Annotated in this window: 9 protein-coding genes; 6 read left to right on the plus strand and 3 right to left on the minus strand. The window is 62.7% G+C overall.

Annotated elements, in window-relative coordinates; translation table 11 throughout:
- Positions 1-51 precede the first annotated feature (51 nt).
- Entirely contained in the window at positions 52-2,130 is a 2,079-nt protein-coding gene (locus QZ634_RS06950) for a HAMP domain-containing sensor histidine kinase (RefSeq protein ID WP_291986717.1), read from the plus strand.
- A 359-nt stretch (positions 2,131-2,489) separates the two neighbouring features.
- Complete coding sequence (locus tag QZ634_RS06955; protein ID WP_291986719.1) at positions 2,490-2,867, plus strand: hypothetical protein; 378 nt, start codon at positions 2,490-2,492, stop codon at positions 2,865-2,867.
- Here QZ634_RS06955 and QZ634_RS06960 read toward each other — a convergent pair whose 3' ends face one another.
- Positions 2,868-3,821, minus strand: a complete 954-nt coding sequence (locus QZ634_RS06960; protein WP_291988061.1) for an IS1595 family transposase — start codon at positions 3,819-3,821, stop codon at positions 2,868-2,870.
- 295 nt (positions 3,822-4,116) lie between these two features.
- Between QZ634_RS06960 and QZ634_RS06965 the strand changes: the two genes are divergently transcribed.
- Entirely contained in the window at positions 4,117-5,214 is a 1,098-nt protein-coding gene (locus QZ634_RS06965) for an ISAs1 family transposase (RefSeq protein WP_291988063.1), read from the plus strand.
- A 279-nt stretch (positions 5,215-5,493) separates the two neighbouring features.
- Here the strand turns inward: QZ634_RS06965 and QZ634_RS06970 are convergent, their stop codons facing one another.
- Positions 5,494-6,933 carry a hypothetical protein gene (locus tag QZ634_RS06970; RefSeq protein WP_291986721.1) on the minus strand — a complete coding sequence of 480 codons (1,440 nt, stop codon included), beginning with the start codon at positions 6,931-6,933 and terminating at the stop codon, positions 5,494-5,496.
- Entirely contained in the window at positions 6,930-8,213 is a 1,284-nt protein-coding gene (locus tag QZ634_RS06975) for an SPFH domain-containing protein (RefSeq protein WP_291986723.1), read from the minus strand. The genes QZ634_RS06970 and QZ634_RS06975 overlap by 4 nt, the downstream gene beginning before the upstream one ends.
- Before the next feature lie 508 nt (positions 8,214-8,721).
- Between QZ634_RS06975 and QZ634_RS06980 the strand changes: the two genes are divergently transcribed.
- The 3 genes from QZ634_RS06980 to QZ634_RS06990 all read left to right on the plus strand — a co-directional run bounded on the left by QZ634_RS06980 (position 8,722) and on the right by QZ634_RS06990 (position 10,497).
- The gene (locus tag QZ634_RS06980; protein WP_291986725.1) at positions 8,722-9,696 is read left to right on the plus strand and encodes a ParM/StbA family protein; all 975 of its coding nucleotides are present in this window, start codon (positions 8,722-8,724) and stop codon (positions 9,694-9,696) included.
- Position 9,697: 1 nt separating this feature from the next.
- Entirely contained in the window at positions 9,698-9,952 is a 255-nt protein-coding gene (locus QZ634_RS06985) for a hypothetical protein (RefSeq protein WP_291986727.1), read from the plus strand.
- Positions 9,953-10,338: 386 nt separating this feature from the next.
- Entirely contained in the window at positions 10,339-10,497 is a 159-nt protein-coding gene (locus QZ634_RS06990) for a hypothetical protein (protein ID WP_291988116.1), read from the plus strand.
- Positions 10,498-10,511: the final 14 nt, after the last annotated feature.

Here is a 10,511-nt window from a genome sequence, read left to right on the forward strand (position 1 = left end):
CCTCCGCGGCGCTCCGGTGCATCGCTACGCCTCTTCGGTGAGGTCTCAGGAATGAAACCGCTGGCCTGGCTGGCGTCGTTCCGGCTGCGCATTCTCTTTCGGACTTCCTTCCTGCTGCTGGCGCTGGCCGTCGTGGCCATGGCAGTCGCAGTGCTGCAGGAGGAAAAGCAGCGCAGTTACGACAACTATCAGGCGAGCTTCGCCAAGACCAAGGAACAGATCGTCGCCCGCCTGCGCCACCCGGCTGGCCAGTTGGCACTTCTCAACCCGCCGCGCGGCGACGGTCCCGTGACACCGCTGCGCCCGGTGATGTTGCCCTTCTCGGCCATCGATTTCGACGACCAGGGCAAGGTCCGCCATGCCGTGGAAATGGCCGGTTGCCTGGTCCAATACAAGAACTACGGCAGCCTGTGCATCGCGATTGCCAACAACCCCTGGGCCGGCGGCTTCATCTATGCGGCGGGCACTTTTGTCAGCAACACGCTGCTGCCTCACCGCATCGGCAACGAGTTCCTCGATGGCGCTCACCGCCTGCGGGTAATGGTCAGCCTGCGCGGAGAGATGTACCGCTGGGTCGCGCCCTTCGAAGTCCCGAGCCGTGACGAGCGTCGACGAGCGTCGGGGATGCGGGGTCGTTTTACCGGTTACGTGGAGCTGGACGACCGGGACTACACCGGCGAGATGCCGGTGAAAGAATTCCGCGGCTGGGTATGGCAGAGCGGCAGGTGCCTCGACGCCACACGGGAGAGCGACGAGCATTGCGAGAAGAAATCGTTCTTCTCGCTACGCCTGCCGATCGAAGTTCTGCGCGATGCGCTCTTCCAACCGGAAAAGCCCCAGTGGCCGCCCCCCGACCTCGACCAGTTCCAGGTTCGCGTCGAAGTGCTACCCCCCGGGGACGGCCCGGCGATTTTCGACAGCAACGAGGACGGTGCCGTCCCGCCGTTTTCCCTCAACGACCTGACAGGCCTTCTTCTGCCCGGCGAAACCCTGACGATTCAGAAGGCTGACCGCGGTGAGCATACCAATCTGGTGCAACTACACGGCAAGGACGAGGTCCTGGAGGAGCCTTCGCCACTACTCACCCGCCTGATTCGCAAATTGCCGGTGGAACGTTACGACGCCCCGGTCGAACTCGCCGACGAGGTGGTGACGCCCATGGGCAGCTATCGAATTCTGTTCCACGGTGATGCGCGCAGTGTGAACAAGATCCTGAGCGCCGTCGCCTCGCGCGTTTCCTGGTTTGTCGGTGCCATGCTGCTGGCCATCGCGCTGGCGTGGCTGGTCATCGAGACCGGCGTCGTCCGGCGCATATCCCGTCTCACGCGACGTTCCAGCGCGCTCTCCAGAAGCGTGAAGGGCATAGGCGGCCTACAGCGCTTCGATCTGGCGGATCTCCGCGGCAGCGACGAGCTGGGGATCCTCGCCAACTGCCTCAACGACCTCCTGCGTCGTGTGAAGGAAGACGCCGAGCGGGAAAGGATACGCGCCGAGCAGGAACGGGACATGTGGCACGCCGTTGGTCACGAAATCATGTCGCCGCTACAATCGCTCCTGGTGCTGCATGGCCACGCCGGCGACCCCAGCTATCGCTACATCAATCGCATGCAGCAGGCGGTGCGTGTGCTCTACGGCAACGCCAGTCCGAGCGAAGCCTTTCAGTCCTCGGCGTTGCAGGTGCAGGCGATCGACATTGCCAAGCTTCTACGAAATGTCGCTGACAACGCCGGTTTTGTCGACGTGCGTTGCGCCGCTGCGTACCAACCGGTGTGGGTACGCGCCGACGAGTTCCCCCTCGAAGACGTCTTCGCGCACATCCTCAAGAACGCCGATCGCTACCGTCAGCCCGGCACGCCGATCACCCTCACCCTGGAGACCACGGAGACTACGGCGACGGTGACCATTCACAATGTCGGCCGGTCCATTGCTGAGGATTTCCTGGACAAGATCTTCGAGTACGGCGTTTCCGAGCACGCGGAAGCCGGCGCCAACGGCAACCGGGGCCAAGGTCTCTTCGTCGCCAAGACGTACATGGCGAAGATGGGCGGGACGATCAACGTTCGCAACGTGGAAGATGGCGTGAGTTTCTTGCTGACGCTGCAGCGAATGCGGGTTGGAGGGACTCAGTAAGGTCCGCCAACGGGTTCCAGGCAGGAGATCGCGTGCTTCTGCCGCCGCGCCGGAGCGCTGGTGCGGAGCCGAGAATCCAGCACCGGCCTTGACCGATCATCCCGGACGGGGATGATCAGGGCGCTTGCGAGTGCATGGTGCGTGGAAATTAGTGCAGGACACCAACGACCGCCAGCCCTCGCCTCGACTGCGCCTGGCCGGACCCTCTGGCTTCCCGCCCTCAAGAGCGCCGCTTGTGAAAGGACCAAGATGAGCAAGGCCGAAACCCCTGGAGAATCGCCACCCGATGGAATGACGTCCGATCGAGGGCACGAGAGCCTTTCAATTCCTCAAGTCGAATCGAGCGCGCTTGGACCCGTTTGAAGCTCTTCATCGGACACCACTCCGTGGCGGCCTTTGCCAGGCAGTGCGGGATCGCGGAGTCTGTGCTCCGGACGTACCAGAACGACGGACAAATGCCACCGCTGGACAAGGCGCTGGCCATTGCCGTCGCCGGCGGCATCACCGTTGACTGGCTCGCGACAGAACGCGGCCGACGCGTCTCGGCCCAAGTCCTCGCGGCCTACGGCACAGCATCTGGCAGAGCCGGCGGTGCCGAAGGACCGCAAACACGGGCACTCGACCCCGTTGTGCTCAAAGGCATCCTGAAGGCCGTCCTCGAAGCCCAGGGCGAGCGCGCGACACAGGAACACGCCGCCTTATCCGTATCTGTCGACCGGTATCAATGCGCCACCTGATTAGCAACGAACGTCAGCTACGCGAATTGATCGCAGGGGACGAGGAATAGCGGTGACGGCTGCGATGAGTAGGCGCTGGTGAAGCGTGCGCAGATCGAAGCGCCGGTTGAAGCGATAGCAGAAGGCTGCGAGATAGCGAGCAGCATACTTTTGGAAGTCGAACGCATGATAGCTACCCGAAAGGCTGGTCTTGAGATTGCCGAGGACGGTGTTGATCCATTTGAACTCGGGCACGTCCTTGGGCTTCCGTCCGGCCATTACTGTCGGATGGTGAATGCAAGCGGCGCCCATCACGGCACCAAAGCAAGCCAATCCATCAGAGAAAACGGTGCTCCCGGGAGCGACATTACCCTTCGCCCACGCCAGCACGGCCTCGCTCGTAAATCCCGAAACCGGCGTGAAACGAACGCGCAGGGGACGGTTTTCCTCGGTCAGGGAAACTGCGGCTACAAACGGCACCTTGTTCTCGGAACCTCGCCCCACCTTACCCCCCGTGCGCTCACCGCCCAGGTAGGCATCGTCCACTTGGACATGCCCTTCAAGGACATAGCGCTCCTCCCGGTCAGCCATGACTTGCATCAGCTTGTGGTGAATCAGCCAGGCAGTGGGGTAGCTCACGCCCAGTTGCCGCTTCAATGCCAAAGCCGACAGCCCGGTCTTAGCCTGACTGATCAGGTAGATCGCCAGGAACCAGGTGGTCAGCGGCAGTTTCGTGCCCTGAAAGACAGTGCCGGCAATCAACGAGGCTTGATGCCGGCAGGCGGTGCATTGAAAGACTTTGCGCGCGCCGTCACGAACGACGCAATGCGCCGTTCCAGTGCATCGCGGGCAGTGGAAGCCTTCCGGCCAGCGAGCAGCCTCAAGCGCTTGCTCGCACTGCACCTCGGTTCCATACCCCTTGAGAAATTCCGGCATCGACAGCCCTGGTTGGAATTGGATTCGGTTCATCGCCATAATCGCTACCCCGCGTTGGTTGATAGCGATCACTTTACGGGTCAGCAGGCTCGCCAGATGAGCCCGGCTGACGTTCGTTGCTAATCAGGATGCGCCATGATTCATGACCAGCGGGAATAGCCCCCCGGGGCAGGGCCTCGGCACTCGGATAGCATAGTTTCCTTCGTCATACTCGGCAATTGAAAAATCGTTAACTTTCATGGGCTTATGACAAGAGCTTGTAAACCCCTCTGGAATCAGGTCTACTCTCGTCTTTTGGGCAACCGAAATGACTGTGACGAAAGGAGCCAGCCTGATGTGCTGCTTGAGGGAAGTAGACGATCCGCGCAAACCCAGCAATGGGACGCTGCATGACTTCGTTGAGATTCTGGTGATTGCCATGACCGCTGTGCTCTCAGATTGTGACACCGTCGAAGACATCGCCTATTGGGCGTATAAGAAGGAGGATTGGCTGCGGCAGTTCCTGCCGCTCAAGAACGGCGTCCCTTCCGAGAAGACGTTTCTGAGGATCTTCCCGGCGCTGGACCCGAAGCAATTCGAGGTGGCGTTTCGCCGTTGGGTCGCTGAGGTGGTCGGCACCTTGAAAGGCAGCGTTGCGTTCGATGGCAAGACGGTGCGTGGATCGGGCAGCGGCGGTGAAACGGCCATTCACATGGTCAGTGCCTTCGCTACAGAATTGGGCGTCGTTCTGGGCCAGGAAAAGGTCGCCGCCAAGAGTAATGAGATCACCGCCATCCCGGAACTGCTCCATGCACTGCATATCAAGGACCTGCTGATCACCATTGACGCCATGGGGTGCCAGAGGAACATCGCCCGTCAGATCACCGACCAGCGCGGTGACTACCTGCTGGCCGTCAAAGGCAACCAACCGGCGCTGCTGGAAGCGATCGAGACTGATTTCATTGACCAATACCAGTCGGAAGCCGTCGACCGCCACCGCCAAGTTCATAAATCCCGTGGTCGGATCGTCGGCCAAATCGCCTCGGTGCTGCCCGCAGCAGGGACCGTTGACCTGGCCGATTGGCCCAAGTGCAAGACGATCGGTCTGGTCGACTCCCTGCGCAAGGTCGGCGACGAAGAATCGAACTTCGAGCGGCGTTATTACATCAGCTCTCGCGAGTTGACCGCCGAGCAACTTGCCGTCGCGGTGCGAGGCCATTGGGCCGTGGAGAATCGACTTCACTGGGTACTCGACGTCAGCTTCGGTGAGGATGCCAGCACCGTACGTAAAGATAACGCCCCACAGAATCTTTCCCTCGTGAAGAAGATCGTTCTCAATCTGATTCGCCTGGATACTACCGATCAGAAGAAAGCCAGCTTGCGCCTGAAGCGCAAGGCAGCCGCCTGGGATGACGACTTTCGGGTGAAGATCATGGGTCTCATCAGACTATGACAGCCGAGTGCCGAGGCCCTGCCCCCCGGGGCCTTCGGCCGCGGTTATCCGCAACCCGCGCCCGTTCGCCGATCAGCGGAGTGTCTGCTCCCGCTTCCGGCAAGTGAAGCGTCATCCCCTCTACCGAACCAACGCTGTTCGGCGTAACGAACAAGGCTCAAGCCTGCCGACGTGCAGCAGGCGATGGACCGCAACCACTTGGGTCCGCGATCCATCGCCTGAAGGAGGATGCCCCGGAACCCCACCTGCGGGCCAACGCAGAGGCACCACCAGAAAAGCTCAGCGAATGCTCACTGTCCGCGCCTTCCACGTCGGCGCTTGCCACCGGTAGAAGGCCGACAGCGACGTCGGTTTGTCGGCCCAGCGCTCGACTTCGAGGCTGGACACGCTCAGCAACTCGAAACTGACCTTGTAACGGCCGTCCACCTTCGCCTCACGGGCGGCGAGCATCTTCGTGCGGCCCGGCACCCATCCGGCGAATTCGACGTAGGCAAGCTCGGGGGTGTCGGTCGCCGGCGGTACGACATCGAGGATCCAGCCCGTCGGTTCCTGGCGAAAGACCCACATCTCGCGCCAGGTGTCCAGCGGCTGCACGGCCAGGGTCAAGGCGGCACCCTCGGGGTGGGCGACGGCCGACGCCGACCAGACGATGCCGTAGGTACAGCGCTTGAGAAGCGAGTTCTTCACGTCGTGTCGCGCATCGACCAGATGAACGCAGGTCTCGCCTGGCTCACCGGCAGTGGTGACGATCCCGAGACCGACCGGCGCCTTGATCGCGTCGAAGGGTAGCCCGGGCTCGGCGGCCCAGCGCGAAGCGCCCACACGAATCGCGGCGTCGCTGTAGGTCGCGGCATCGCTTTCCGCCAACTCGTGTTTGTTGATCGCCGCCAGTTCGTCCACCGCGCGGTTACCTGCCTCGGCAACGGCCACCGTGCCGAGTTCGGACCGTCTCGCCCGTTGCCAGGCGAGACTTGCCCACACCCCGGCCTTGCGCAGGTGCAGGCGGTTCTTGAGGACCTCCGGGAGCCGGGACGTGTCGATCCGGTCCAGCACTTCGGCCCGCCAGTTGTCGAGGGCGAACCGCTCGACCGGCGTTAGCCTCGGTGAAACGCAATCGTGACGAGTAAGTGCCAGCGCTGCCAGCGCTTTCTGCAGATCGGTCGCCGACAGCGCGAGGACGCGGCGGAAGGCGTCGCCCTCGTAGCAGAGCTGGACTTGGTCGTCGCGCTCGACGCTGACCATGGTCACGCCGTAAGCGGCAGCGACTTCGAGATGCTCGCCAACGGCGCTGTCGGGTCTCCTCGCCTGGCGCGAGGTGGCGCTTCGGGCGAGACGTTCGGCGAAGGTGCCGAGTGCGTCGAATACTTCGCCATCGATGGCTGCCGCCGGCGCGGCCTTGAGATAGGCGGCGGCATAGCTGATGCCCAGAGCTTCCGCCCCGGGCGTGTCGCGCAGGAAACGGACCACGGCAAGCAGTTCGGGCGCGTTTTCCGGTTTCAGCGACTGCGACCGAACCTCGCTGGCGCGGACGTAGCCGGCACGGTCCCGACGATGATCGTAGACCTGCAGGTAGTCGCCCTTGGTGCCACGGATTTCCAGACTGTCACCCTGCCACAGAACGGCATGCTGGGCGGCGCTTTCCCGCGGGGCGGCACGCAGGCCGGCCTGATCCTGGGTGACGATGGCGATGATGGTGAGTGCGGTGGCCAGCATGGTCATTGCCCTCCCTCGAAACGGTCGTCCGCTGCCCGACCGTCGGGCGCCACATAGCGTCCTGATGGCGCAGGCGGCACTCGGCCGCTACCGAGCAGGGCGGCACCGATGAAGCCACCGTCGCGGGGTGGTGGCGCGATGATCACCGAAATCTTGTCGGAGAGCTTGTCGGCCATCGTTTTCTGGATCAGTAGCGGATGCTTGTCGATCAGCGCGCCGTCACGCGCCAGCTGTTCGCTGGCGACCTTTCCCATGCGATCCTGCCGATACGCTTCGGCGTCGGCCAGCTGCCGGCGCGAATCGGCTTCGCCGGCCGCCTCGATGCGACGCGACTGGGCGGTGGCTTCGGCGCGCTTGATTCGGGTCACCTTCTCGGCCTCGGCTTCGAGCCCGCGTTGCTCGATCTGTTTCTGCTTGAAGGGCAGGACGTGTTTCATCGCTTCGGCCTGTGCCTTGGCAGCGATGATCTGCTCCTGGCCGGCGGCCTCGGCGGCGGTTTCCCGACGGACTTTCTGGGCCAGGGCTTCGAGTTCGCTCTGCTTGACCTGTTTGTCTTTGAGCTCCAGCGTGTAGCGCATTTTTTCGCTGGCGATTTCTTCGGCGAGCAGGGTTTCCATGCCCGCCCGGTAGTCGCGCGGCAGGTCCACCTTGCCCAGGGTCACCGATTCCAGAACAATTCCGTCGGCCGCCAGGCGGGGTTTGAGTTCGCGCTCGATGGACTCCTGGATGTCCTGGCGTTTGCTGGAGAAGATCTCGCGTACCGTGTAGCGAGACAGGGTCTTGTAGAGCACACCCTGCACCACTGGCTCGACGATCTCACCGTTGAGGTCCTCGGGCAGGTTCCTGGCCATGGCCGCGATCTGTTTCGGGTCAAGCGCGTAGCGCACCGCGATGTCGATGCCGAGCGACAGCCCCTCCACCGACTGGAAAGGCGCCGGGCCGTTGGCTTCGAGGCCATCGATCGGGCGATAGACCTGGTCGCGCAGCGAGAAGCGGCGCAGCTGGTGCAAGCCGGGGACGACAAGCGCTGCGCCTTCGCGCACCTCGACCGAACCGCCGGTAAACTGGTTGAGGCGGATGCCGACTTCACCACGACCGATGCTCTGCACCGGGGGATTGGTGTAGAGGGCGTAACCGCTGGCGGCCAGCACGCTGAAGGCGATGAGACCAACGGCGCGATGACGGATGGCGCTGCCGCAACTGGTCGCCACTCGACCCACACCGGCAGCCGAGTAACCCAGGGCACTGCGAACGCTTTGAGCGATCTTGGTGAGCTGTTCCGACATGATGTTTCTCCCCACAGGATGATCTTCGACGGAAGGGGTCACTGCCCCGCCGTGGGGTCGGGAAGATCGGTCCGCACCCCGGTTCGGCATGGAATCCATGGTCGTCCAAGTGCCGTGGAGGGTTCAAAGGCGGCGCGGGGGCAGTTTCGTAACGGGCCGGCGGCTTTTCTAACGGGACGTTCCTATTTCTTCAGGGGTGTGAACAAATCTTCACAACCTGGCCGTGAACGCGCCCGTCAAGCTGGGAGAGGCTGCGGTGCATGCAGGCGGCTGGCCGCTGAAGAACCCTTCCCTGCCTCGGCGAAATGCGTCCTCCGTGGTCGCTTTTCGGATGCTGCTGGGCCGGCCGTTTCCATAGCATCCGGTGCACTGGCGGCGCACTGAACGCGCGAAGGAACATTGAACGCTCCTCTTGTGTGCCTGCAGGTTTCCTGCAGTGCGTCTGCCAGGCTTCGCTGCCCACTCCCGGGTGCGGCGGTCAATGACGTGACTCAGGAGAAGACCTGACATGACAGTTCTCGGAATCGATATCGGCTATTCCAACCTCAAGTTGGCCTGCGGAGACCCCGGTGGCGAGCCCCGGGTTGTGCTGCGACCCGCTGGCGCTGCGCCGGCCGATCGGCTCGGAGAAAAGATTGCCAACAACGGCGAGGAAGATTTCTTGCGTGTGCTGGTGAGCGGGGAACCGTTTGTCGCCGGTCTATCGCCGGATCGTGCCGAGCTATGGAGTCGCGAGTTGCACGAGGACTACCCGTCGACGGCCTCTTATCGCGCCCTCTTCCATGCCGGGCTTCTGCTTGCCGAATTGGACCAGATCGACCGGCTTGTTACCGGGCTACCGGTCACTCAATATCTCAACCCCGAGTTGCGCGAGCGTTTGGCCGGGCAGATGCGGGGCGAGCACCAGATCACGCCGCGGCGAAAGATCACCGTGGGCGAGGTCAAGGTTGTCCCGCAGCCCGTGGGAGGCTTCGTCGACTACGTCTGGGGATTGCCGGATGCCACGGAAATCGAAGACAGCCGGGTGCTGGTGGTCGACCCCGGATTCTTCTCGGTCGACTGGGTCCTGATCAGTAACGGCGAACTGCGGCGCCAGTCGTGTGGCACGAGCTTGGAGGCGTCCTCGGTGATCCTTGATGAAGCCGTTCGCCTGATCGCGCAGGATTTTGGGGGAAACGTTGGCAGAGAACGTCTGGAGCACACGCTCCGCAAGGGACACGCGCAGGTCCGTCTTCTCGGCGAGCGGGTCGAAATCGCGCCCTACCTGAAGAAGGCTGCCGACAAGGTCGGGCCGATCGTCACCACCCGGTTACGAGAATCGCTTCGAAAGGAAAACGCGAGTGCTGACCTGGTGCTGCTGGTAGGCGGCGGCGCGGGATTCTTTGAGGAGGCGCTCAAGGACGCCTTCCCGCAGCTCAAGCTGTCGACGCCGGAGGCGCCGGTTTTTGCGAACGTGCGCGGGTTCTGGCGGATCGGCGCTTGAAATGTCGTCGCTGCGCATCGTTGTGAAGATCCCGACGGGCACCTACCCGGAGTTGCTTGCCGATCTTGGTACCGTCGCGACACGAGCACGGGCGGAACGGCTCAGAGTGCTGGCGATGATCGGCTTGAGGGACTTGCGTCAGGGACCGTCGCGAGATCAGGCGGTTTCGAACTCGCAGAACCCGACGGAGGAAGGCGCGACGGATCGGAAGAAGTCAGCGAACACAATCATTCGCAAGCTGACTCATGGACTGTAATCCCCAAATAGGTCAAGGCATTCTGCGGCGATGAGCGGCGGAAAGAAGGCCTCGATGCGGCCGTCGGCGCCTGAACTGGACCGAGCTCCCGCAGGCCCTCGAGCACTGGCGAAGGACGTGTTTCCCGCGCGTCTCGACCGACCCACCGCGCTGCCCCGTTCGCTGTTGGCAACGCCTAATTCTTGGGCACCGGAGAGTTTCCCTTGCCGGAGGCCCGTCGAAGGCAGCTTTCCACCATTTGTCCACCGCTTACCCACAGGGTTGCCAGCGCATTCTGTGGACAGGGACGGACTTGTTCCGTGGTTGCCCAACAGACAGCGCGGTTAACGTTCGCTCCTTGGCTTGGTTTCCTATACTGGACCTACCTTCCTCCCAAGGAGCCAGCGATGAATATGCTGAGTTTCGGCGAGATCGAGCCGGTGTGGGACGAACTCTTCCCCGCCGAGCAGGCCAGGATCATTCAATTACTGGTGGAACGGGTAACGGTGAGCACGGTGAGCATTCTCGATGGCAAACACAGCGTAGTGCCCAAACAATCGAGCTGAACAGGGCCGACAAC

It is taken from the genome of Candidatus Accumulibacter sp. ACC007, from assembly GCF_907163205.1.
In the GTDB taxonomy this organism is placed as follows: domain Bacteria; phylum Pseudomonadota; class Gammaproteobacteria; order Burkholderiales; family Rhodocyclaceae; genus Accumulibacter; species Accumulibacter regalis.

Excerpts from the sequence above, each read along its gene's own strand:
- QZ634_RS06950 (WP_291986717.1), top strand. The coding sequence starts at position 52 with ATGAAACCGCTGGCCTGGCTGGCGTCGTTCCGGCTGCGCATTCTCTTT.
- QZ634_RS06960 (WP_291988061.1), bottom strand. The coding sequence starts at position 3,821 with ATGGCGATGAACCGAATCCAATTCCAACCAGGGCTGTCGATGCCGGAA.
- QZ634_RS06965 (WP_291988063.1), top strand. The coding sequence starts at position 4,117 with ATGTGCTGCTTGAGGGAAGTAGACGATCCGCGCAAACCCAGCAATGGG.
- QZ634_RS06970 (WP_291986721.1), bottom strand. The coding sequence starts at position 6,933 with ATGACCATGCTGGCCACCGCACTCACCATCATCGCCATCGTCACCCAG.
- QZ634_RS06975 (WP_291986723.1), bottom strand. The coding sequence starts at position 8,213 with ATGTCGGAACAGCTCACCAAGATCGCTCAAAGCGTTCGCAGTGCCCTG.
- QZ634_RS06980 (WP_291986725.1), top strand. The coding sequence starts at position 8,722 with ATGACAGTTCTCGGAATCGATATCGGCTATTCCAACCTCAAGTTGGCC.
- QZ634_RS06985 (WP_291986727.1), top strand. The coding sequence starts at position 9,698 with ATGTCGTCGCTGCGCATCGTTGTGAAGATCCCGACGGGCACCTACCCG.
- QZ634_RS06990 (WP_291988116.1), top strand. The coding sequence starts at position 10,339 with ATGAATATGCTGAGTTTCGGCGAGATCGAGCCGGTGTGGGACGAACTC.